General features: G+C 68.4%; 19 protein-coding genes. 10 read left to right on the top strand and 9 right to left on the bottom strand.

Annotated features, from left to right (window positions below; translation table 11 throughout):
• Positions 1 to 131 precede the first annotated feature (131 nt).
• Positions 132 to 1,064, bottom strand: coding sequence for a M15 family metallopeptidase (locus tag ACIPV5_RS04815; protein WP_053098638.1), 933 nt, complete (start codon positions 1,062 to 1,064; stop codon positions 132 to 134).
• 83 nt (positions 1,065 to 1,147) lie between these two features.
• On the opposite strand from ACIPV5_RS04815, the gene ACIPV5_RS04810 reads away from it, so the two are divergent.
• Entirely contained in the window at positions 1,148 to 2,209 is a 1,062-nt protein-coding gene (locus ACIPV5_RS04810; protein ID WP_072592194.1) for an Rv2578c family radical SAM protein, read from the top strand.
• Between the two features lie 64 nt (positions 2,210 to 2,273).
• The gene (locus ACIPV5_RS04805) at positions 2,274 to 2,813 is read left to right on the top strand and encodes a YaeQ family protein (protein WP_053098637.1); all 540 of its coding nucleotides are present in this window, start codon (positions 2,274 to 2,276) and stop codon (positions 2,811 to 2,813) included.
• Between the two features lie 187 nt (positions 2,814 to 3,000).
• Here the strand turns inward: ACIPV5_RS04805 and ACIPV5_RS04800 are convergent, their stop codons facing one another.
• A complete protein-coding gene (locus ACIPV5_RS04800; RefSeq protein ID WP_400340099.1) occupies positions 3,001 to 5,301 on the bottom strand; it encodes a DEAD/DEAH box helicase in 2,301 nt (766 codons plus the stop codon).
• A gap of 292 nt (positions 5,302 to 5,593) precedes the next feature.
• Here ACIPV5_RS04800 and ACIPV5_RS04795 point away from each other — a divergent pair, with 292 nt between their 5' ends.
• Positions 5,594 to 6,490 (top strand): aldose 1-epimerase family protein, encoded by an 897-nt coding sequence (locus tag ACIPV5_RS04795; RefSeq protein WP_400340096.1) that lies wholly within the window; start codon positions 5,594 to 5,596, stop codon positions 6,488 to 6,490.
• A 111-nt stretch (positions 6,491 to 6,601) separates the two neighbouring features.
• Here the strand turns inward: ACIPV5_RS04795 and ACIPV5_RS04790 are convergent, their stop codons facing one another.
• From ACIPV5_RS04790 to ACIPV5_RS04775, 4 genes are all read right to left on the bottom strand, one after another.
• Positions 6,602 to 9,832, bottom strand: a complete 3,231-nt coding sequence (locus tag ACIPV5_RS04790; RefSeq protein WP_400340094.1) for an efflux RND transporter permease subunit — start codon at positions 9,830 to 9,832, stop codon at positions 6,602 to 6,604.
• Positions 9,811 to 10,443, bottom strand: a complete 633-nt coding sequence (locus ACIPV5_RS04785; protein WP_400340092.1) for a TetR/AcrR family transcriptional regulator — start codon at positions 10,441 to 10,443, stop codon at positions 9,811 to 9,813. The genes ACIPV5_RS04790 and ACIPV5_RS04785 overlap by 22 nt, the downstream gene beginning before the upstream one ends.
• A 99-nt stretch (positions 10,444 to 10,542) precedes the next feature.
• A complete protein-coding gene (locus tag ACIPV5_RS04780) occupies positions 10,543 to 10,902 on the bottom strand; it encodes a fluoride efflux transporter FluC (protein ID WP_400340090.1) in 360 nt (119 codons plus the stop codon).
• The gene (locus tag ACIPV5_RS04775) at positions 10,899 to 11,288 is read right to left on the bottom strand and encodes a fluoride efflux transporter FluC (RefSeq protein WP_400340087.1); all 390 of its coding nucleotides are present in this window, start codon (positions 11,286 to 11,288) and stop codon (positions 10,899 to 10,901) included. The genes ACIPV5_RS04780 and ACIPV5_RS04775 overlap by 4 nt, the downstream gene beginning before the upstream one ends.
• An 86-nt stretch (positions 11,289 to 11,374) precedes the next feature.
• On the opposite strand from ACIPV5_RS04775, the gene ACIPV5_RS04770 reads away from it, so the two are divergent.
• On the top strand, positions 11,375 to 12,904 hold the full coding sequence (locus tag ACIPV5_RS04770; protein WP_400340086.1) for an FAD-dependent oxidoreductase: 1,530 nt from the start codon (positions 11,375 to 11,377) through the stop codon (positions 12,902 to 12,904).
• A 3-nt stretch (positions 12,905 to 12,907) separates the two neighbouring features.
• On the opposite strand, the gene ACIPV5_RS04765 is transcribed toward ACIPV5_RS04770, so the two are convergent.
• The 3 genes from ACIPV5_RS04765 to ACIPV5_RS04755 all read right to left on the bottom strand — a co-directional run bounded on the left by ACIPV5_RS04765 (position 12,908) and on the right by ACIPV5_RS04755 (position 15,062).
• Positions 12,908 to 13,732 (bottom strand): nitroreductase family protein, encoded by an 825-nt coding sequence (locus ACIPV5_RS04765; protein ID WP_053098629.1) that lies wholly within the window; start codon positions 13,730 to 13,732, stop codon positions 12,908 to 12,910.
• Positions 13,733 to 13,736: 4 nt separating this feature from the next.
• On the bottom strand, positions 13,737 to 14,111 hold the full coding sequence (locus tag ACIPV5_RS04760; RefSeq protein ID WP_056276548.1) for a hypothetical protein: 375 nt from the start codon (positions 14,109 to 14,111) through the stop codon (positions 13,737 to 13,739).
• A gap of 162 nt (positions 14,112 to 14,273) precedes the next feature.
• The gene (locus ACIPV5_RS04755; protein ID WP_400340082.1) at positions 14,274 to 15,062 is read right to left on the bottom strand and encodes a MerR family transcriptional regulator; all 789 of its coding nucleotides are present in this window, start codon (positions 15,060 to 15,062) and stop codon (positions 14,274 to 14,276) included.
• Between the two features lie 196 nt (positions 15,063 to 15,258).
• Here ACIPV5_RS04755 and ACIPV5_RS04750 point away from each other — a divergent pair, with 196 nt between their 5' ends.
• The 6 genes from ACIPV5_RS04750 to ACIPV5_RS04725 all read left to right on the top strand — a co-directional run bounded on the left by ACIPV5_RS04750 (position 15,259) and on the right by ACIPV5_RS04725 (position 21,043).
• Positions 15,259 to 15,468, top strand: a complete 210-nt coding sequence (locus ACIPV5_RS04750; RefSeq protein WP_201778466.1) for a hypothetical protein — start codon at positions 15,259 to 15,261, stop codon at positions 15,466 to 15,468.
• Positions 15,459 to 16,253, top strand: coding sequence for an ABC transporter ATP-binding protein (locus ACIPV5_RS04745; RefSeq protein ID WP_363519391.1), 795 nt, complete (start codon positions 15,459 to 15,461; stop codon positions 16,251 to 16,253). Before ACIPV5_RS04750 ends, ACIPV5_RS04745 begins: the two co-directional genes overlap by 10 nt.
• Positions 16,250 to 17,671, top strand: a complete 1,422-nt coding sequence (locus ACIPV5_RS04740) for a hypothetical protein (RefSeq protein WP_400340079.1) — start codon at positions 16,250 to 16,252, stop codon at positions 17,669 to 17,671. The genes ACIPV5_RS04745 and ACIPV5_RS04740 overlap by 4 nt, the downstream gene beginning before the upstream one ends.
• Positions 17,655 to 17,969, top strand: a complete 315-nt coding sequence (locus ACIPV5_RS04735) for a hypothetical protein (protein ID WP_400340076.1) — start codon at positions 17,655 to 17,657, stop codon at positions 17,967 to 17,969. Before ACIPV5_RS04740 ends, ACIPV5_RS04735 begins: the two co-directional genes overlap by 17 nt.
• 1 nt (position 17,970) lies before the next feature.
• Positions 17,971 to 18,492 carry a hypothetical protein gene (locus ACIPV5_RS04730; protein ID WP_400340075.1) on the top strand — a complete coding sequence of 174 codons (522 nt, stop codon included), beginning with the start codon at positions 17,971 to 17,973 and terminating at the stop codon, positions 18,490 to 18,492.
• Positions 18,493 to 18,577: 85 nt separating this feature from the next.
• Positions 18,578 to 21,043: a glycogen/starch/alpha-glucan phosphorylase gene (locus ACIPV5_RS04725; RefSeq protein ID WP_400341241.1), complete on the top strand. Its 2,466-nt coding sequence runs from the start codon at positions 18,578 to 18,580 to the stop codon at positions 21,041 to 21,043.
• Positions 21,044 to 21,261 lie beyond the last annotated feature (218 nt).

The following is a 21,261-nucleotide window of genomic DNA, read 5'->3' as shown; positions in this document are numbered from 1 at the left end:
CCGGCGATTCTATGCCGGGTCGCCGACACCGCGACAGCTCGTTGTGAGAATGCATCCCACAATCCGTGAGACTCGGTACCGCGATTGTCGGATGCCGCAATGCGGTCGCACACGCGCCGCTGTCACTGCGCTCAGTGGGCGTAATCAGGGGCCGCGGGGAGCCCGAAGAACTCCTCCAGCGTGTGATACCCGCCGTGGTGATACGCCGCCGCGAGCTCGCGGCCGAGATATCGCAGGTGCCAGGGCTCGGGCTTGTATCCGGTGATGCCGGAGCCGACCTGCTCGTAGCGCACGATGAAGCCGTACTCCCAGGCGTTCGCCGCGATCCACTGCCCCTGCACCGTCGCGCCGAACGACTCGATGGCTCCGCACGACGAATCGCACGCCACGAGATCGAGCGCCAGACCCGTCTGATGCTCGCTGTGACCGGCACGCGCCGACGAGGCGTCCGCTCCCGCCTGCCCGCTGTTGCGCACATGCGAGGCGTGGGTCACGACCTGCAGCTCATACGATCGGTAGCCGTTGTTCGCTCCGATGCGCCCCGCACCCTCGGCGGCCGCCGCATCCGCCATCTCTCCGACCGCCGCGGCGACGTCCGTCCGCGCCTGACCGGAGCGGGTGGTCATCTGCAGCGGAAGGTCGGCGAGCGACGACGGCGCGAAGGAGACCGGAGCGAGCGGACGCGCCTTGTTGACGACGACCCAGACGTGAGCCGGGTCGTCGAGCGCGATGCAGGGTGCGTTGCCCGCCACGACAGCGGAACGGAAGCTCTCGCCACCCCCGAAGCCGGCGATGATCGCCGCATCGTCGGCGACGGCTATCGCCTCGAGCACGCTCGGCTCCGAACACGGATCGGCAGCGGTGGTCGCACCGACCTCGACCGCCGGCACCTCCTGCACGACGGACGGCTGCGGCATCGCCAGCTCGTCGGTCGTCTCGGCCACCGGCGCACCGGCCAGCGACAGCAGGACGCCGATCGCCGTCGCCGCGAGACCGATGGGCAGTGCGGGTCCGCGGATCGGGGAGCGCGGCGCCGCATGCTGAGGCTGCGGCGGGAAGAACATGCTTCCATTGTCCCTCATGTCCATTCGAACAGAATTCACACGCTCGGTTGACGGAGTATCGTCTTTATGTTCGAATGGATGACATGCGGTGGCAAGGACAGAAACTCGGTGACGTCGACGCCGCTGCGCTGCCCGGCCTCGAAGATCGCTCCAGCGTGCTCCGCACGGTGACCACGCCGGAGTTCGCAGGCATGACGTTCCATGAGGTGCTGTCGAAGTCGGCCCTCAACCATGTGCCCGGTGCATCGCGCATGCCGTTCGCCTGGACCATCAATCCATACCGCGGGTGCAGCCATGCCTGCGTCTACTGCTTCGCGCGGGGAACGCACGAGTATCTCGATCTCGACGGCGGATCGGACTTCGATTCGCAGATCGTCGTGAAGGTCAACGTCGTCGAGGTGCTGCAGAAGGAGCTGCGTCGCGGCAGCTGGGAGCACGAGACGGTCGCTCTGGGCACGAACACCGATCCGTATCAGCGCGCCGAGGGTCGGTACAAGCTGATGCCGGGGATCATCGATGCCCTCGCGACGTCGGGCACACCGATGTCGATCCTCACCAAAGGCACCCTGATCAGGCGCGACATCCCGCTGCTGGTGCGGGCGGCGCAGCGCGTTCCCGTCGACATCCAGATGTCCATCGCGATGTACGACGACGATCTGCAGAAGGCGATCGAACCCGGGACTCCGACGACCCAGGCACGGCTCGACACGGTACGCGCACTGCGGGATGCCGGCTTCCGCGTCACCGTCTTCCTGATGCCGATCATGCCCCACATGACCGACTCGGTCGAGGCGATCGACACCGCCCTGCGGCGCATCAAGGAGGCCGGAGCGAGCCGCGTGATCTACGGCGCCCTGCACCTGCGCGCCGGAGTGAAGCCCTGGTTCATGCAGTGGCTCGAGGGTTTCCGCCCCGACCTCGTGTCGTCGTATCGCGGGTTGTACCCCGGAGTCTCCGCCGAGGCGCCGAAGGGCTACCGCCAATGGCTCGCGAAGCGCGCACGGCCGCTGATCAGACTGCACGGACTCGATGGGCAGCACGAGGACGACTACCCCGTGCGCGGCATCCGGGCTTCTGCACCGCACGGGAGGCCGGCGCCCGCATTCACGCCAGCGCCCGCCCCCGCACAGCCGATGCTGTTCTGAACGCCGGTCCGGTGGAGCGTCGGAGGTCAGGAAGCCACCCCCGGGGCGCGTAGGCTCGAGCGTTATGGCTACCGGCTCCACGATGCACACGTTCGACGTCCAGTTGGCCGACATGGATCGCGGTGTCTACGACGACTACTCGCTGCGCGTGGCGCGGCATCCGTCCGAGACCGACGCCTACATGCTGACCCGCGTGCTCGCCTATGGACTCGAGTTCACCGAGGGCATCGCATTCGGCGGCGGCATCTCGCAGACCGATGAGCCCGCCGTGCTGGTGCGCGACCTCACCGGGAAGACGACGGCGTGGATCGAAGTCGGCGCCCCCGATGCAGAGCGCCTCCACTACGGCAGCCGCCTCGCCGAGCGCACCGTCGTCTATACGCACCGCGACCCCGCGAAGGTCATGGCGCCGTGGGCTGACAAGCGCATCCACCGCTCCGAGGACCTCCGGGTCTACAGCTTCGACCCCGGCTTCATCGACTCCGCGGCACCGCTCATCGCACGCCGCAACACGATGACGCTCACCGTGACCGAGCAGGTGCTCTACCTCGACCTCAACGGCACGACACTGACCACGGCCATCCACGAGCACCAGCTCGGCTGAGCCGCCGCTCGGAAGGAGATCACGCGCTCCGTAGGAGCGATCCGACGCGTCAGCCCTTCGGAGTGAGAGATCTCCTTCGCTGGACGCGCACCCGACCGCACCGCATCCCTGTGCCGCAGATCGGCCGAGCAAACGACGAAGGCCCCGCCGCCGCGAATGCGGGAGCGGGGCCTTCGAACGTGACGGATCAGGCCGTGAGGTCGGCGGCGGTCGGCACGCGACCGGCGATCTCCTCGATCAGGTCGTCGTCGATGCGCGCGTTCTCGAACGGCGCGTCGATCTCCGCACGCTCCAGCAGCTCGGTCATGCGACGCTGGCGCTGACGCGTGATGAGCGTGACGACGCGTCCCGAGCGACCGGCGCGGCCGGTGCGGCCTGAACGGTGCAGGTACGTCTTGTACTCGTCAGGAGCGTCGGCCTGCACGACCAGGTCGATGTCGTCGACGTGGATTCCGCGGGCGGCGACGTCGGTGGCGACGAGCACGTTCACGCGACCCGACGTCAGGCGCTCCAGGTTGCGCGTGCGCTTGGCCTGGTTGAGGTCACCGTGCAGCGAGACCGCGGGGATGCCGGCGTCGTCGAACTGCTCGGCGAGCATGTCGGCGTAGGCGCGGGTGCGGGCGAACACCAGGGTCTTGCCGTCGCGGTCGACGAGCGAGGTGAGGATCTCGGCCTTGTCGCGGTGCTCGATCACGAGCACACGGTGCTCGATGGTGCTCGAGTCCTGATCTTCACCGGCGACCTCGTAGACGGCCGGGTCGACGAGGAACTCGTCGACGAGTGCCGCGACCTCACGGTCGAGCGTGGCCGAGAAGAGGAGCTTCTGGCTGCCGTCGGCCGTGTGACGCAGGATGCGCTGCACGGGCTCGACGAATCCGAGCTCGCACATGTGGTCAGCCTCGTCAAGCACCGCGATGCGGCAGTCGGAGAGGTCGAGCTTGCCCTGGTTGATGAGGTCCTCGACACGACCGGGGGTGCCGATGACGATGTCGACGCCCTTCTTCAGCGCACCCACCTGACGGCCCTGCGGGACGCCACCGTAGATCTGCGTGGTGAACAGGCCGACGCTGCGGGCGATCGGCTGGATGGTCCGGTCGATCTGCAGTGCGAGCTCGCGCGTGGGAGCGAGGATGATCGCGCGCGGCGAGCGGCCGAACTCACGGCGCTTGCCCGCCTGCGACTGCAGCACGCGCTCGACGAGCGGTGCGCCGAAGGCGATGGTCTTGCCTGAGCCGGTGCGGCCACGGGCGAGGACGTCGCGCCCCTCGAGCACGGCCGGGATGCTGGCCGCCTGGATGGGGAACGGAGTCGCCGCACCCATGCCGACGAGGGTCTCGACGATGTTGGATCCGAGACCCAGGTCGCCGAAGGTCACACCGTCGACCTCGACCGCCGCGACGGACTTGGCCTCGAGGCGCTCGTGCACGACGTCGTCCGTCGGCTCGAACTTCTTGGCGGGTGCCGCGCTCGATGTGGCGTTCCAGTCGTTACGGCTGGGTCGCTCATTGCGCGACGGCCGCCCGCGGGTGTCCGACGTCAGCGGGCGGGGACGATCGGTGCGGTACGCGCCACCGGTCGAGGGACGCGAACGCTCGTCACGCCCACCCTCGATCGACCGCTGCGTGCGGTCGCGGTCGAAGGCACGGCGTGCGCGGTCGGCGTCGTAGGAACGCTCGGCGCCGCGGTCATCGCGACGCGGGCCCGCGCCATGGTCGTCACGACGCGGGCGGTCGTCACGGTCGAAGCGGGGACGCTCGGATGCCGCGCGGTCGAAGCGCGGACGCTCGGTGCGGTCGCCCGAACGCGGCGAGCGGTCGTCGCGGTTGAAGCGCGGACGCTCGGATGCGCCGCGGTCGTCGCGCTGCGGGCGCTCGTCACGGGAGAAGCGCTGACCACCGCGGTCGTCGCGGAAGCCGCCGGAGCGCTGGTCACGGCCCGGACGTCCGCCATCGCGGTGATCGTTGTCGCGGAAGCCCTGGCGCTGCGTGCCCGCGCCGCGGTCGTCACGGCGCGGACGCTCGTCGCGCTGGCCGCCGCGGTCATCGCGACGCGGACGGTCGAAGCCCGAGGAGGAACGGTCGTTGTAGCGGGGGCGCTCGGCACGATCGTCGAAGCGCGGACGCTCGGAACCGCCGCGGTGCGGTGCCTCGCGGCGACCCGACTCCGCACGGTTGCGGATGCCACGGGCCTCATCGCGACCCGCGCGCTCCTGCGAGGACCAGCGCTGCTTGGGTGCGCCCTCTTCTGCGGGACGGTAGCCGCGGTGGCTGGCGCTGCGGCTGCCGGGACGACGGTCGACGCCGGCCGCCGGGGTGCGCCGCTCGCCGGCATCCGCTCGTCCGCCCCGCACGTCGCGGGAATCGCGGGTGTCGCGAGCGCTGTCGCGCCCACCGGCGTGGCGGTCGTGGAACGAGGTCTTGTTCGCGCCGTAGCGCGGCTCGAAGTTGGCGGAGGGGCGTCCGCCGCGGGGCTTCTTGTTCTTGGGCATGGGTGTGTCCTTCTGAGTTCTCGCACGAGAACAGCGCCGCGCACACGCGCGAGCACCCAGCGCCGGATCGGATGCGATCGGACGGGGTTCCGGACTGTCAGCGGCCGGGGCCATTCATGTGATGGTTGATTAGCGTCGAGCGACGCTCACCATCGGCCCCTGGACTCACACTTCTTACACAAAAACGTCCGCGCCATGCGCGGGTGTCCGAAGCCGACCCATCAAGTGTAGCGGTCGCACCTGAAAAACCGCCCAGCCCCATCGCGGATGCTGCTCGCCATACGATTGCGGAGTGAACTCCGCATCCCCCACCGGCACACAGGTGCACCTCCAGCTCGGCGACGTCAGCGCTCAGATCGCGCAGGTCGGCGCATCCCTCCGCTCGCTCCGCATCGGATCCGTCGATCTGATCGCCCCGTATCCACTCGACTCGCCGACCCCTTCCTGCTCGGGCGTCGTGCTCACGCCCTGGCCGAATCGCGTCAGGGATGGAGTCTGGAACGACGAGGGCACCGAGCGGCAGCTCGCGATCACCGAGCCGAAGTTCATGAACGCCAGCCACGGGCTGCTGCGATTCACGGCCTACGCGATCGAGGAGACGGCGTCGGCGACGACGCTGAGCGCCACGATCGTGCCGCAGACGGGCTACCCCTATCTCGTCGAGACCAGTGTCACCTACGTGCTGCGTGCCGACGGGATCGACGTCACGCACGCGCTGACCAACCGTTCCGCCACTGCGGCACCGGTGGCACTCGGCACGCATCCGTTCGTGACGATCGGCGACGTCGACCCGCACGAGCTCGTGCTGCGGGTGCCGGCGCAGACCGCGTTCGACACCGACGAGCGCATGCTCCCCACGGGCACGCACCCGGCGGATGCCGCGCTGCGCGACGGAGTGCGCATCGGCGATGTGAGCCTCGACACCGGATTCACCGACCTCCACCGTGATGCCGACGGGCAGGTCCGGCACTCGCTGACCGCCCCCGACGGTCGGCGACTCACCCTCTGGCAGGGCGCCGGGTTCGACTTCGTGCAGGTCTACACGACCGACAAGTACCCGGGCCAGCCCCTCGCGGTGGCGATCGAGCCCATGACCGCGCCCGCCGATGCACTGAACAGCGGTGTCGGCCTGCGCCGCCTCGCCCCCGGTGAGACCTGGACCCTCGACTGGGGCATCACGCTCGACTGAGCTCGGCGGCGCCCGCTCCACACTCCGCCGGAAACGGCTGACGCCCGCCCGGAATGAAGTTCCGGGCGGGCGTCAGACTCCGTCGTGCGGAGGACGGGACGGCGAGGGCGACTACTCGCCGCGCTCGCGCAGCTCCCGGCGCGTCAGCTGATTCGCGTGCGGCAGCGACGAACCCGATTCCGCCGAGCCCGATTCCGACATGCCCGCGCCGGCCAGCGCCAGATCGCCCGAAGGACGAGGGCCGTCCGAGGGGTCCGAGTCGCCGTTCGGTGCAGAGCCGTCGTCGCCCGACCCCGCCTTGCGGGCGCGTCGACGCTCCTTCGCACCCTCGACCAGGTTGTAGAGCGTCGGCAGAACGATCAGCGTCAGAACGGTCGATGAGATGAGTCCACCGATCACGACGATGGCGAGCGGCTGCGAGATGAACCCGCCGTGCCCGGTGATGCCGAGTGCCATCGGGGTGAGCGCGAAGATCGTCGCCAGCGCCGTCATGAGGATCGGACGCAGACGCTTCTCGCCACCGGCCTTCACCGCATCGATCGTCGACAGCCCCTTCTCGCGATACTGGTTGACGAGGTCGATGAGCACGATCGCGTTCGTCACCACGATGCCGATGAGCATCAGCACACCGATCAGCGAGGCGACGCCGAGCGGCACACCCGTGACGATCTGCAGCAGGATCGCGCCCGTGGCCGCGAACGGCACAGAGACGAGCAGCAGCAGCGGCTGACGCAGCGACTTGAACGTCGCGACCATCACGACGTAGACGATCAGGATCGCGGCGAGCATGGCGAGCCCGAGCTGCGAGAACGAGTCGGCCTGCTGCGAGGCGACACCGCCCACCTCGGCCGACGCGCCGTCAGGCAGCTCGACCGCGGCCAGCGCCTCGGTGACCGACTGGGTCGCCACGGCGAGGTTGTCGGATGCCGGGGGCACCGTGATCGTGGCGGTGCGGCGTCCCTGCTCGGTGGTGATGGAGGTCGGGCCGTTGCGCTCCTCGACGGTCGCGATGTCCTGCAGCTGCACCACACCGGTGGCACTCGGGATGGTGAGCTCACGAAGCGCCTGCGCGGTGGCGGGCGGCTCGGATGCGGCGAGGTAGATCGTCAGCGCGGTGTCGTCGATCTCGACCGTGCCCACCTGCTGGGGGCGCATCGTGTTCGAGACGATGGATCCGACGGCGACCTCCGACAGTCCACGCTGCGCGGCGGCGTCGCGGTCGACGACCACGGCCAGGTACGGCAGAGCCGCGGCGAGGTTGTCGGTGACCTGTCCGATGCCGTCCCGACCGTCGAGCTCGTCCACCACGGCGGTGGTGGCGGTCTGCAGGTCTTCGGAGTCGGATGCCGAGACGGTGATCTCGATGTCGCTCGAGCCGAGTCCGGCGGAGGCGGCGACCGACACCTCGCCGACATCGGTCAGCCCCTCGATCGCGTCCTGGACGTCGGCTCGGAGCTTCTCCTGGTCGGCATCCGCGTCGGTGAGCACCGAGTAGGTCACGCCCGCTCCGCCCGAGAACGCGTCACGCAGGGCGGATCCGCTCGAGCCGATCGAGGCCTGCACGTGGGTGATGCCGTCGATGTCGAGCAGTGCGTCCTCGACGGCGATCGCCGCCTCCGACTTGGTCTCCAGGCTCGCGGTCGGGCCGAGGTCCTGCGTCACCGTCATGGTGTTCTGACCGGAGTCGCTGAGGAAGTTGATCTTCATGAGCGGTGCGGCGGCGAGCGTCGCACCGAGCACCACGACGGCGAGCACGACGGTCAGGCCGGAGTGCTTCAGCGTCCAGCCGAGGATCGGACGGTAGCCCTTCTGCAATCGCGTCGGCGGAGCGTCCGGGTCCTCCGGGTCGATCTGCACGCCGTTCTCATCGAGCAGCGGCTTGCCCGGGCGGAGGAACCAGTACGCGAGCACCGGCACGATGGTCAGCGAGACCAGCAGCGACGCGACCATCGCGATCGACACGGTCATGGCGAACGGCCGGAACAGCTCGCCGACCATGTCGCCGACGAACACGATGGGCAGGAAGACGGCGACCGTCGTGATGGTCGAGGATGTGACCGCCATCGCCACCTCGCGCACCGCCAGACGGATGGCGTCTCCCTTGTCGGCGTCCCCCACATAGTGCCGTTTGATGTTCTCGATCACGACGATCGAGTCGTCGACCACACGGCCGATCGCGATCGTGAGCGCGCCGAGGGTGAGGATGTTCAGCGAGTAGCCGAACGCCTGCAGCCCGATGAAGGTGATGAGCACGCTGGTGGGGATCGAGATCGCCGTGACGAGCGTCGAGCGGATCGACAGCAGGAACACGAGGATGACGATCACGGCGAAGACGAGTCCGAGCAGGCCCTCGGTGGCGAGCGTCTCGATGGACTGCTGGATGAACGGAGCCTGGTCGAAGATGATCGTGAACTCGGCGTCGGGGAAGGCCTCGCCGATCGTGTCGAGGGCGGCGATGACACCCTGCGACACCTCGACGGTGTTCGCGGCCGGCAGCTTGGTGATCGAGATCGAGAGGGCGTCCTTGCCGTCGACGCGCGAGATCGACGAGATGGGGTCGCTCTCCTGCACCACCGTGGCGACGTCGCCGATGCTCTCGGTGGTGCCGACGAGCGGCAGCGCCGCGAGTTCATCGACCGAGGTGATCTTCGCGCCGGTCTGGACGGTGAGCGTCTGGCCGTTCTCGGTGATGTCGCCGCCGGGGAACAGCGTGCCGTTCTGCTGCAGCGCCGTGGTGATGGCCTGCGTGCTCTGACCGATCGCCGCCAGCTTCGCGACGTCGGGTGTGATCGTGATGCGCTGGCCGACGCCGCCGATGATCTCCGCGGCATTGACCCCGTCGACGTCTTCGAGTTCGGGGATCGCGACGCTCTGCAGCTCGGCCTGCGCGTTCTCGGCGTCCTCGAAGCCGGTCACGGCGACCTGGATCACCGGGAAGTCATCGATCGACACCGTCAGCACCTGCGGACTCACGTCTTCCGGCAGCTGCCCCGAGATGCGGTTGATCGCCTGCTGGATCTTCTGCTCGGCGGTCGCGAGGTTGGTGCCGTAGGCGAAGGTGGCCTGCACGATCGAGGCGTTCGTCGTGCTCGTGGCGGTCGTGCCCTCGAGGCCGGGGACACCCTGGATCGCCGACTCGATGGGGGTCGAGACGTCATTCTCGACGACCTCGGGCGAGGCGCCGGGGTAGGTCGTCATGACCATCAGGTTGGGCAGCTCGAGGGACGGGATGAGCTCCTGCTTGAGGTTCGTCAGAGCGAGCCCGCCGAACACGGCGGCGACGATCGTGATCAACGCGATCAGTGCGCGGTTCTTCAGACTCAGGACGGCGAGGTTCGACAAGGCGGATTCTCTCTCTGCGGGTCAGGCGGATGCTGCGGCGGTGGTGCGGAGGTGGACGCCTGAGGAGTGAGGATCCCGGCGAGGGCGTCGCGGATGAGCTCTTCGTCGAGCGGCTCGTCGTGGATCTGAGAGTGCCAGAGTACGCCGTCGATGAAGACGGCTGCGGCCCTCGCTCTGTCGACCCCGTGAACGGGCGCGATGAAGCCGACGATCTCGTCGGACCACAGTCGCGCGAACTGCCGGACGCGCGGGTCATGCACCGCGGCGGTCACGACGGCGCGGTCGGCCTGGACGGCGCGTGCGTCCTCGAGCCCGCGGCGCACGAGGCGCGCGAGCCCTTCTGGCGTCACTCCCTCGATCACGACGGCCTGTCGTGTCGCGTCGATGCGCGCCTCGATCTCGGCGGCCAGCGCTCCGATCGCCGCTTCACGCAGATCGTCGAGCGTGGCGAAGTACTGCGTCGTCGATCCCAGCGGCACTCCGGCCCGGGCTGCGACCTTGCGGTGGGTGAGTGCGTCGACGCCGATTTCGACGATCAGCTCGGCTGCCGCGGTGATGATCTCGCGACGGCGCGCTTCAGGATCGCGGCGGCGGCGCGTGCCATCGCTCATCCTGACCCCCAGCGCGATCACCCCTGTACGGGCGTACATGTACGTTTGTACATTCTGCATCGCGAAGCTGTGGGTTCGCCCGGATCCCGGCGTCGACGGTCAGAGCGTCGACCCGAGCGCCAGCCCGAGACCAGCGGCGATCAGCCCGAGCAGAAGCATCCCGATGGCGTTGACAGCGGATGCTCTGCGCTGACCGTCTCGCCACAGCACGACGGTGTCGAGCATGGCGGTGCTGAACGTCGTGTATCCACCGAGAAGACCGGCCCCGACCACGAACGACTCGGACGGCAGTGCCGTGGTCAGCAGGCCCAACGCGAACGATCCGGTGAGATTGACGACGAGGATGCCCCAAGGGAGGCGGCGTCCGAGGGCCTTCGAGACACCGAGGTCGATGACGTACCGGAGGAGGGCTCCCACCCCTCCGGCGAGCGCGGCCGCGACGAACAGCAGCGGAGTCATGCCCTCCCTCCCGCAGGGAGCGTCGGTCGACGCGGCCGTCCGAGTCGCAGGCCCGCCGCGGCGGCGGCGAGTCCCAGGACCAGACTGGCGGCCGCATACGCGAATGCGAGCACCGGGGCGTCGCCCCAGAGCGCGACCGTTCCGGTCATGAACGCGCTGTAGGTCGTGAAGCCGCCGAGCACGCCCGTGCCGAGCAGCAGTCTGAGCTCCGTGGCGCCGGGCAGGCGCGCGGCGAGAAGGCCGATCAGCAGCGATCCGAGCACGTTCACGACGATCGTCGCGAGAGGCACGCCCCCGACATCCGGTATCAGCAGACCGATCGCGAGCCGAGCGGCGGTGCCGATGCTGCCGCCGACGAAGACGAGGAGCAGGCGGCGAAAGGTCACCCGGCAACTCTATCCGCGCCGTTGCAACGCATCCCTCGAATGTCAACCCGTTGGGCGAAGGTGGTCGGCAGGCGAAGACTGAGGCCATGAAGCCACTGTGGAAGCTCGACCGGACCCCGCCCATCGGCACACCGTTCGACCCCGGCGCACGACACGACGTGATCATCGTGGGAGCGGGCCTCACCGGCCTCAGCACGGCGGTCATGCTCACGCGCGCCGGTCTCGACGTCGCGGTGATCGAGGCGGGATCCGTCGCCGAGCTCGCGACCGGCGGCAACACCGGCAAGCTCACCCTGCTGCAGGGGAAGCGTCTCGCCGAGATCCGCAAGCACCACTCCGCGGCGCTCGTGCAGGCCTACGTCGAGGGAAATCGCGAGGGCATGGACTGGCTGGTCGGCTTCGCCGATCACGCGGGAGTCAGCTACGAGCGGCGGATAGACCACTCGTACGCGCAGGACGCCGGCGGCATCGACTCGGTGCGCGAAGTGCACGAGGCGGCGCGGGAGGCGGGCCTCGAGACCAGGATGCTCACGCGAGGAGAGCTGGCCGGTGCGGCCTTCCCTGCGGCGGGAGCCGTGGCGCTCGACGACCAGGTGACCATCGATCCGGCACTCGTCACCCACGCGCTCGCGGACGAGCTTCTCTCCGCCGGAGGAACCCTGCACACCGGCGTCCGGGTCACGGCGACGCATGCGCTGCCCGACCCGCGAGTCGAGACGCTGCTGGGCCCGATGTTCGCCGATCACATCGTGATCGCGACCGGGTACCCGATCCTCGACCGGGGACTCTACTTCGCGAAGATGCGCGCCTTCCGCTCGTACTGCGTCTCGTTCCGCCTCCCCGGCGGCGTGCCGGACAGCACGTTCATCTCGGTCGACAGCCCCACGCGCTCGATCCGCCCGGTGTCGGATGCGGACGGCCCCGGCGGTCCTGCGCGACTGGTGGTCGGCGGAAACGGCCACTCCGTCGGCCGCTCGGACGGCGAGACCGCCGCGATCGACGATCTGGTCGAGTGGACGAGGCGGTACTTCCCGGATGCCGAGGAGACCCACCGCTGGTCTGCCCAGGACTATCAGTCGAACAACCAGATCCCGTTCGTCGGCGCCATGCCCCGGGGTCTCGGCCGCATCCGCTTCGCGACCGGGTACGCCAAGTGGGGCCTGTCGAACGCCCCCGCCGCCGCCCTGCGTCTCACCGCGGAGATCCTCGGTGCGAATTGGCACGACCGACCGTCGTGGATGGTCAAGATCGGCACGAGGCTCACCGTGCCGGCCGATCTGGCCCGCGGGGCCATCGAGGGCGCCAAGGTCGCCGCCGCAGCGACGACGGGGTGGGTCGACGCCGAGCGTCGGCCCGTGCCGGTCCCGCAGCCGGCAGAGGGCGAGGGCGTGGTCGCGAACCGCAGCGGCCGACCCGTGGGCATCTCGACGGTCGACGGCGTCACTCGGGCCGTCTCGGCCGTGTGCCCGCACCTCGGAGGCGTGCTCGACTGGAACGACGCCGAGTGCACGTGGGACTGCCCGCTGCACGCCTCGCGCTTCACGGCGGACGGCACGCGCATCGAGGGGCCGGCGCTGCAGGACCTCAAGCCCCTGCCCCGCAAGGTCGGCGGCTGAGGCTCAGCCCGCCGTCGGCGCTCCGGCGCCCGGCGGCGGCGCGTCCCATCCCTGCTGCGGCTGGTCGCAGTTCTCGCGGAACACGTACTGCGAGGCGAGCTTGCGCTGATGGCTCGACCAGTCGATGGCCGGGCGGCGCTGCTCGGGCGGCAGATAGCCGAGGCGGTACACCGCCATGAGCTCGAGGTCGTCCGGCACGCGCAGCAGCTTCACGATCTCGTCCCACTGCCCAGGGACCTCCATCGGGAACGAGATGAACTGGATGCCCATGCCGAGCTCGACCGTGGTGAGCCAGACGTTCTCCATCGCCGCGCCCATGCTGAACACCGAGTAGAACGACGACAGCTGGCCCGGTCGGTACTCGCTGCGATCGAGCATCACGCCCAGCAGCAGCGGCGATCCCGCGACGAGCTTGTGATTCTCCTCCCCGAGGGTCTTCGGCACCCCGAACGTGTTCATCAGCTTCTGCCCGCGCTTGGTGAACACCTGACTCGTGAACGGGCGGAGGGCCGCGGGGAGCTTGTCGAACAGCATCCCGCTGCGCTTCTCCTCCATCTCGGCCTGGCTGAAGCGGAAGTACGGCTTGTAGCGTTCGAAGAATGTGCCGTTCGACATCGCCTCGGTCATGCTGTCGCCCGAGATGCGGGCGATCTTGTCGATCGTGTCGCGGTTCTCGACGACCACGAACCGCCACGGCTGGCTGTTCAGCTGCGACGGCGCCCGACCTGCCGCCTCCAGCAGGATGCGCTGATGCTCCTCCGATACCGGGTCGGGCAGGAAGGGCCCGTTCGTGGTCTTGCGGCGGCGGATGGCGTCGAGCAGTTCCATGCGTTCACTTCCGGTCGGTGGCGAGGCGCGAGCAGACGAGGCCCGCGACGATGAAAGGGGCTGCGGCGAGCGCGACGAGCGGATGCCGTCGGCTGTGCGTGCCGAGATACGGGATGGCGGCGAGCGGTGCGGCGGCGGGCGCGAGCGCCAGGGCCGCGCGACGGCTCGCGTGCTTCGGCCGGCCCCAGAGGATCGCCGAGAACGCGGCGGCCGAAGTGGCGCACGTCGCGATGTAGATCGCATGGTGCAGCCAGCGGAAGCTGCTCGTGTCGATGAGTCTCGCGGCGACGGCCGAACCGAGGGCGACGTTCGCGGTGTAGGCGACGGCCGCCGCCGCGAACAGCGGCGCGGCATCCGTGCGTCTGCGTCGGTGACCCATGCCTTGACCCTACGCCCACCTCCGGCATCCGCTCCCGGCCTTGATCCGGTGTCCGCACCTGTGCAATGCCGTGACTCCCGTGCGGGGTCGAGAACGCATCGGAATCGGGTGATTCGGATGCGCTCTCGACCCCGCGGCGACCGGCGAAGGCGGTGCAGCGGGTCACAGGTTGCCGTCCGCGTAGATGCGGAGCGCGTCGCGGACGAACTCGGCGCCCTGCGTTCCGCCGGCGGACGTGGCGTAGTTCGCGCCGAAGCGCGGGTCGGCGATGTACATCTCACCGAGGCCGATGACGTACGCCTTGACGTCGCCGCCGGGCACGGCCGCGGGAGTGCCCGGGATACCGGTCAGCCACTCGACGTGACGGCGGGCGATGTCCTGAGCCTCGGCGGATGCCGGATCGATGCCGCTCTCGGCGGCAGCTGTCCAGTCCCGGCCGAGGTCGGAGACGCGCTGCTGCCAGTCGGCGCGGTCGGCGTCGGTCATCCCGCGCCACCAGCGGTCGCTGTCGGCGTAGGTCTTCCGACCCCAGCGCTGCTCGACCTCCTCCTTGTAGCGGGTGTGGTCGAAACCGTCGAACATGTTCTCTGCCATGAGTTCTTCACCTCCTCTCAATGCGTTGATGGTGTTCTCGACCGACGCGATCTGCCGCGCCAGTCGGTTCTGTTCCTCGCGCAGCAGCTCGAGGTGCGTCTCCAGCGCGGATTCCTCGCTCTGCCGTGCGTTCACCGGGTCGAGCACCTCGGCGATCTGCGGCAGACCGAGTCCGAGCTCGCGCAGCAGCAGAATGCGCTGCAGGCGCACGAGCGCCGCCTCGTCGTAGTGCCGGTAGCCGTTGTGCGCGATGCGCGAGGGCGGCAGCAGGCCCACGTCGTCGTAGTGACGCAGGGTTCTGCTCGTGGTGCCCGCGAGACGGGCGATGTCCTGGATCGACCATTCGCGACCGGCCATCTCGTCCTCCTTCCCTGGAACCGATGATGACTCCACGGTAGAAGTTGACGCTGCGTCAATGTCAAGTGAATCCACGCATGTCAGCATTCTGCACTCGAATGACTAGCTTTCGTGACGCAGCGATGACAGCCTCCGTGTGTAACGACAAAACGGAGGTGGACAGATGTCCCTAATGGCGGCAATGGAGCCGACGCTGATGAAGCGCCGCGCACAGGACGCACTGGATGAGGCGATCATGCGTCTCGATGCCTGGTGGCTGGTGGTGATCGCGGCGATTCTCGTGTTCGGCGTCGCGTTCCTGGCAGCGCTGGCGCTGTGGTGCTTCTTCAAGGCGGGTGGCAGGCGCTTCACCGGCAACTGGCAGTGGGGCAAGAGCGGCGTCTCAGTGTGGATCGAATGCGTCTAACCCCTCGTCGCTTCCGGACATCGACCCCGATGTCCGGAAGCGGCGGCTTCGCACCGGACCCGCGCGTCCTCCTCGACGTCTCATCGGTCTCGTTCGCCTACTCGAAGCGCGCTCCGGCGCTCCGTGATGTGTCGTTCGCGATCGAGCGCGGCGAGAAAGTGGGTCTCGTCGGACCCAACGGATCGGGCAAGTCGACGCTCATCCGCCTCACCGCCGATCTGCTGCAGCTCGGCCAGGGGAGCATCCGCATCACCGGGCGCCCTCATCAGGACCGCGCATCGCGCGAGCAGCTGGCTTTCATCGCGAGCAACGACTACCTGCCGCAGTTCCTGACGGGGCGCGAGTACCTCGATCTGATGCTCCGCCTCTATCGCCACCGTGCCGACCCGACCAGGGCCGACGAACTCCTCAGCCGCTATCAGATGGAGGCGCGTCAGTTCGACCTCATCGAGGACTACTCGCACGGCATGCGCAAGAAGATCCAGCTCATCTCGACGCTTCTGCTCGAGCGCCCGCTCACGATCATCGACGAGACGCTCAACGGCGTCGACGTCGATGCGCTCTTCGAATTCGAGACGGATGCATCCCGGATCGGAGGGGCGAAGGGGCTGCTGCTGTGCAGCCATGACTTCCGTCTTCTCGAGGCCGTGTGCGACCGCATCATCGTGCTGCGTCGCGGAGAGATCGCCTTCGACCTCCCGCTCCCCCGCATCCTGCGCGAATTCGGCTCGGTCGACTCCCTCGTCAAGACCGCGATCGCGCAGCCGTCGAGGGCGGTGGAATGACCCCCGCCCTGCAGCTCGCCGGCTTCCTCTCGGTGTTCCTCGTCAGGCGCATCGCTCGTCGGGGCGTGCTGCGCCTGCCGTCGGTGCGCTGGACGATCGCTCTCGCCGGTCTTGCCGCTTTCGTCGGCTTCTGCGCGTTCGGGGTGGTGATCCTCCGCCAACTGATCAGCGAGCCCGAGCAGCTCTCCCCGCTTCTGCGCGTCGTCGGCGTGTCGACCCCGCTGTGGGTCCTGACGGTCTTCACGGTCGTGCGCGTGCTCTTCATGAAGGCGAGCGATCTGGTCGAGCTCACGTTCTCTTTCCCCCTGACCAATCGGGCGCGAACGCTGGGATTCATGCTCTTCGAGTCGCTGGTCGTGGGCCTCGGCGTGGTGCTCATGCTCGGCGCGTTGGTCACCGGCACGATCTCGATCGGCGGATTCGGGATCCTCGATCAGGTCATCACCTGCCTGGTCATGCCCTCGACCGTCGCCTATCTCGTCGCGAGCGTCTACTACCTGGGCCTCGAGCGACTGCTGCTGCGTCTGCGGCTGGCGAGGCTCCGGGCGTTCCTCGTGCCGGTGGTGCTGGCGGCGACCCTCGTCGCCCTCTACCTCGGCGTGTCGACGCAGTCGGATTCCGTGCTCTTCGCGGCGGTCGGCCAGGGCGACGACTACTTCGCGGTGCAGCTGCTCTTCGCCGACATCGCCGCGAGTCACGGGACCATGGCGGCCACGGGCATCTGGCTGGCCATGCTGGCGCTGCTGGTCTGCGCCGTCTTCGCGATCGCGCCGCGACAGTTCGATCCGACCCGTCGCTTCGCGATCGTGCCCCGCCTGTTCGGCCCCACGGAGTTCGGCGCGTACTTCGCCGCCCACATCAGGGGAATCGAGACGGTGACGGTCTGCGGCATCTCCCTCGCAGGCTCCTATGCGCTCTTCCTCGCCGACATCCGACTCCCGCCGATCCTGCTGCTGGCCGTCACCGTGCAGTCCGTGTACGCCTACGTCTCGACGGAGCCCCTGCGGGCGTGCGGTCCGCGCCGTCATGGTCCAGGCACGCGGTACGTGCTCGTGATCGGACCCCAGCTGGCGACCCTCGCGATCATCGCACCGCCGATCAGCATCCTGTCCGCTCTCACCGGGGCGAGGCTCGACGAGATCCTCTCCGTCGTCGGCTTCGCGGTGTCGAACGTCATCGTACTCACCCTCGCCGGCATCGCCTTCCCGCCCGAGAAGGGCAACCCCTTCTCGGTCATCGCGGGAGCCGCCGTCGCCGGCCTCGTGACGGGCACGATCATGCTCGGCACCAACCTCCTGGGTCTTCCCCCACTGTTCACGGTCGGAGTGATGCTCGCGCTCACCCTGATCGCCGCCGCACTCTCCATCGCAGGGATGGACAGGATAGAAAGGACCTCTCGTCATGAAGTGGTTGTTTAGGGCCGCCATCAGCGTCGTCGGAGCGCTCGTCGTCATCGCAGGATCCGCCGTCACGGCCGCGATCTGGCTGATGTTCACCGGAGGATCCACCGAGGGCCGACGCCTGGGATTCTTCGACTCGGTCTTCGTCGACGTCCGGCAGAGCGCCGAGGGCGCGGTCCAGCTCGGCACCGGCGTCAACGATCCCCTTCCGCTGATCCTCGGCGTGATCGTGGTCGCCGTGTTCATCCTCGCCGTGTTCGTCGTGCACGACGGCCTTCTCGAACGGAAGAGGCAGCTCCTCGCCGAGGCCGACTGACATGTGGTCGGTCAGTGCGTCGCGCATCGATGGGGTTCTGGTCTGCCGATGGCTGCTGCTCGCCGCCTGGCCGATGAACACCGTGTTCGCGGTTCTGCTGACCGCGACCGTCGCTCTGGGCGCGATCACCGGGCAGCCCGCGATCGTCGAGGCCGCACTGATGATCGCAGTCCACTACGCCGCCGGCCTCGGCGGGTCGTTCGCGCTGCATGAACTCGGGCACCTCGCCGTGCTGTCCCGGGCGACCGGCGTCACGGCGATCACGCTCGAGCGCTCGCTGTGGAGGACGTCGATCAGTCCGCACGGCCGAGTCGGCGACCGGGACGCCGTGCTCGCCGCCCTCGCGGGTCCTGGCGCGTGCGTCGTCGTCGGAGCCGCCCTGTGGCTGCTCGCGCCGGGACTCCAGCTGCACGGGTGGTACCTGGCGCATGCCGTGTTCCTCATTCCGGTCTTCAACGACGGCCGGATCCTGTGGTCCGTCAGTCGGGCTCGCCGCACCGCCACCTCGCGGGCGGTCGAGTGACGCCAACCGATATTCTTCATCCGCTCGTCACACGTTGTGGCCCCACCATCGCTACGGTCGACACGTGCCCGAATCACACTCCGCCATGCATCCGCTCGCCCTCGCTCCGGTGATCGCTCCCCCGAGCACCGTCGACGAGTTCGTGAAGCGATTTCTGCACAACCTCAATCTCGAGCGCGGCGTCGCACTGTCGGCATCGAGCGCGAACGACCGCTATCTCGCGCTCGCGCACACGGTGCGCGACTACCTGATGGCTCGCTGGCTCGAGGATCTGCGTCACCAGAAGGAGACGCAGGCGAAGGGCGTCTGCTATCTCTCGGCGGAGTACCTGCTCGGTCGCCAGCTCGACAACAATCTGCTCGCGGCCGGCCTCACCGACATCGCCGACGAGGCCCTCGCCGCGTGCGGCGTCTCGCTCGACGACCTGCGCGCGCACGAGGTCGAGCCCGGTCTCGGCAACGGTGGGCTCGGGCGCCTCGCGGCCTGCTTCGTCGACTCGCTTGCCACGATGGGCGTGCCCAGCATCGGATACGGCATCCGCTACGAGTACGGGATCTTCCGACAGACGTTCGTCGACGGCCAGCAGGTCGAACAGCCCGACTCCTGGCTCACGCTCGGTTCGCCGTGGGAGTTCGCCCGTCCCGAAGACGCACAGACCATCGCGTTCGGCGGCCACACTGAGAAGTACGACGACGACGGCATCACGCGCAGCCGCTGGGTGCCGGCGTGGAACGTGCAGGCGGTGCCGTACAACTACATGGTCCCTGGGTTCCTCAACGGGCGGGTCAACACCCTGCGCCTGTGGAGCGCCGTCGCCACCAGCGCGTTCGACCTGCGCATCTTCAACTCCGGCGACTACGAAGAGGCGGTGCGCGCGCAGACCTACGCCGAGACCATCTCGAAGGTGCTCTACCCCGAGGACTCCACGCCGCAGGGCAAGGAACTGCGTCTGCAGCAGCAGTACTTCTTCGTCGCCGCGTCGATCCACGACTTCCTCGACAACATGCTCGCCGACGGCTTCGAGCTCGCGAACCTCCCCGACCGCGTGATCTTCCAGCTCAACGACACGCACCCGGTGATCGCTGTGCCCGAGTTCATGCGGGTGCTCGTCGACGAGAGGCATCTCGAGTGGGATGCCGCGTGGGCCATCACGCAGCAGTGCTTCGCCTACACGTGCCACACACTGCTTCCGGAGGCGCTGGAGGTGTGGCCGGTCGAGCTGCTCGGACGCCTGCTGCCTCGCCACCTCGAGATCATCTATCGCATCAACGACGAGTTCCTCGTCGCGGTGCGCGAGCGGTTCGGCGATGACGAGATGCTCGTGCGCAACATGTCGATCATCGCGGAGCACCCGGTCCGCTCGGTGCGCATGGCATACCTCGCGACCGTCGCGGGCGCCAAGGTCAACGGCGTCGCCGAACTGCACTCGCAGCTGCTGCGCGACAAGGTGCTGAGCGACTTCGATGCGTTCTTCCCCGACAAGTTCACGAACGTGACCAACGGCGTGACGCCGCGGCGCTTCCTCCGCCTCGCCAATCCCGAGCTCTCGTCGCTCATCACCGCGGCGATCGGCGAGGGCTGGACCACCGATCTGGAACGCCTGCGCGAACTCGAGCCCTTCGCCGATGATGCCGAGTTCCGCGCCGCGTTCGCCTCGGTGAAGGCCGCCAACAAGCGCCGCCTGAGCGACGCGCTGCGCGAACGCGACGGTGTCGAGATCAGCGACGGCCACATGTTGGATGTGATGGTCAAGCGCCTGCACGAGTACAAGCGTCAGCTGCTCAAGGTGCTGCACATCGTCACCACCTACGAGGGGGTGATCTCCGGACGCCTCGCAGTGTCGGATGTCGTGCCGCGCACCGCGATCTTCGGGGCGAAGGCGGCTCCCGGCTACGCGATGGCGAAGCGCATCATCCACCTCATCAACGCGGTCGGCGAGGTCGTGAACACCGACCCTCGGCTGGAAGGCCGCCTCACGGTCGTCTTCCCTCCGAACTACAACGTGACGCTGGCCGAGCGGGTCATCCCCGCCGCCGACCTGTCGGAGCAGATCTCGCTCGCCGGCAAGGAGGCGTCGGGCACCGGCAACATGAAGTTCGCGCTGAACGGCGCGCTCACGATCGGGACGGACGACGGGGCGAACGTCGAGATCCGCGAGCTCGTCGGCGACGACCATTTCTATCTGTTCGGCATGAGCGAGCCCGAGGTCGAGGCGCTCAGCATCCGCGGTTACCGGCCGCAGGAGTTCTACCAGCACGACGAGGGACTCCGCCGGGCGATCGACCTGATCGCATCCGGGGCCTTCTCCCGCGGCGACCGCTCGGTGTTCGAGCCCATCGTCTCGAATCTCCTCTACGAAGACCGCTTCATGGTGCTCGCCGACTATGCGTCGTACATCGAGGCACAGAGCAGAGTGGATGCCGCGTACGCCGACCAGGACGCGTGGAACCGCTCAGCGATCCTCAACGTCGCCCGCACCGGTTTCTTCTCGTCCGACCGTTCGATCCGCGATTACATCGACCGGATCTGGCACACCCCGCCTCTCGTCTGAGGCGTCCTCCTGGGCTGTTTCCTGTGTTTCAGGCCCGGTCGTCCAGACCGTGTGGAGGCCGGATCGTCGAGACCGTGTGCAGGCCGGATCGTCCAGACCGTGTGCAGGACCGAAGCACGTCTGCAGGAACCTCCCAGGCGGATTCTCCTGCAGACGTGCCGCGATCCTGCAGACGGGATGCTCCGGCCACACCCCCCCCCCCCTTGACAGAGTCGAGA

The sequence above is a fragment of the Microbacterium sp. NPDC090014 genome (assembly GCF_044748285.1).
Classification (GTDB): domain Bacteria; phylum Actinomycetota; class Actinomycetes; order Actinomycetales; family Microbacteriaceae; genus Microbacterium.
This window is presented reverse-complemented; position numbering and strand designations above follow the sequence as displayed.

Coding starts and splice junctions, on each gene's coding strand:
- ACIPV5_RS04815 (WP_053098638.1), bottom strand. CDS start 1,064: ATGTTCTTCCCGCCGCAGCCTCAGCATGCGGCGCCGCGCTCCCCGATC.
- ACIPV5_RS04810 (WP_072592194.1), top strand. CDS start 1,148: ATGCGGTGGCAAGGACAGAAACTCGGTGACGTCGACGCCGCTGCGCTG.
- ACIPV5_RS04805 (WP_053098637.1), top strand. CDS start 2,274: ATGGCTACCGGCTCCACGATGCACACGTTCGACGTCCAGTTGGCCGAC.
- ACIPV5_RS04800 (WP_400340099.1), bottom strand. CDS start 5,301: ATGCCCAAGAACAAGAAGCCCCGCGGCGGACGCCCCTCCGCCAACTTC.
- ACIPV5_RS04785 (WP_400340092.1), bottom strand. CDS start 10,443: ATGAGCGATGGCACGCGCCGCCGCCGCGATCCTGAAGCGCGCCGTCGC.
- ACIPV5_RS04780 (WP_400340090.1), bottom strand. CDS start 10,902: ATGACTCCGCTGCTGTTCGTCGCGGCCGCGCTCGCCGGAGGGGTGGGA.
- ACIPV5_RS04770 (WP_400340086.1), top strand. CDS start 11,375: ATGAAGCCACTGTGGAAGCTCGACCGGACCCCGCCCATCGGCACACCG.
- ACIPV5_RS04765 (WP_053098629.1), bottom strand. CDS start 13,732: ATGGAACTGCTCGACGCCATCCGCCGCCGCAAGACCACGAACGGGCCC.
- ACIPV5_RS04760 (WP_056276548.1), bottom strand. CDS start 14,111: ATGGGTCACCGACGCAGACGCACGGATGCCGCGCCGCTGTTCGCGGCG.
- ACIPV5_RS04755 (WP_400340082.1), bottom strand. CDS start 15,062: ATGGCCGGTCGCGAATGGTCGATCCAGGACATCGCCCGTCTCGCGGGC.
- ACIPV5_RS04750 (WP_201778466.1), top strand. CDS start 15,259: ATGAAGCGCCGCGCACAGGACGCACTGGATGAGGCGATCATGCGTCTC.
- ACIPV5_RS04745 (WP_363519391.1), top strand. CDS start 15,459: ATGCGTCTAACCCCTCGTCGCTTCCGGACATCGACCCCGATGTCCGGA.
- ACIPV5_RS04740 (WP_400340079.1), top strand. CDS start 16,250: ATGACCCCCGCCCTGCAGCTCGCCGGCTTCCTCTCGGTGTTCCTCGTC.
- ACIPV5_RS04735 (WP_400340076.1), top strand. CDS start 17,655: ATGAAGTGGTTGTTTAGGGCCGCCATCAGCGTCGTCGGAGCGCTCGTC.
- ACIPV5_RS04730 (WP_400340075.1), top strand. CDS start 17,971: ATGTGGTCGGTCAGTGCGTCGCGCATCGATGGGGTTCTGGTCTGCCGA.
- ACIPV5_RS04725 (WP_400341241.1), top strand. CDS start 18,578: ATGCATCCGCTCGCCCTCGCTCCGGTGATCGCTCCCCCGAGCACCGTC.